The organism is Vibrio sp. TRT 2004 (assembly GCF_050113735.1).
GTDB lineage: Bacteria > Pseudomonadota > Gammaproteobacteria > Enterobacterales > Vibrionaceae > Vibrio.
Window position 1 is genome coordinate 1 of the sequence record NZ_JBNJOH010000157.1, and the last position, 599, is coordinate 599.

Genomic DNA, 599 nt, shown 5'->3' on the forward strand with positions numbered 1-599 from the left:
TTGCCTGGCGCACATTCCGATATTGGTGGCGGCTATCACTCACGTGTCGCCTTCTCCAACGCAGACTATCTATTACCGCTACTCGAAAATAAACGCATAGCAAGCGTGCAAAACACCGACTTATCCCTGTTCGGGCAAAAAAAACAACTTGCCGCCCTAACCACAGAGCTTGAACAAGCGTTGGATATTGAACTTAAACACGGTTGGCTATGGCAAGACTATTTACTGACTAATCCAGAATTGACCTATGAAGGGAAATACACCAGCGGTGCGACAGCGCATCTGCTTTATCGCAAATGTACCGAAGGCGATTTATCGCGCCTCTACTTACGGGTGATGTATGGACTGGCAGAATATGCTGGCGTGCCTGTAAATGACAAACCAGAAGGCCCTTATGTTTGGAATTGCCAAGAAAGTAAACAAGACGCCCACTTATACTATCCGGTTCAAAGTCAGTTGGCCTATCCATATCAACCGCAAATTCTTCCATTCGATTTCGGACTTCTATGCCAAAGAGTACTGGATTTGGCAAAAGCCGGCGAAGTAGTCAATATACAAAAGCTGTTGGGTTCTACAGATATGCTTAATAACTTTATTGC

At 45.2% G+C, this 599-nt stretch carries 1 pseudogene; it reads left to right on the plus strand.

The features are described 5' to 3' along the window. Window positions 1–599: pseudogene (locus ACQEXR_RS20395) on the plus strand (DUF2235 domain-containing protein); the annotation flags it as partial.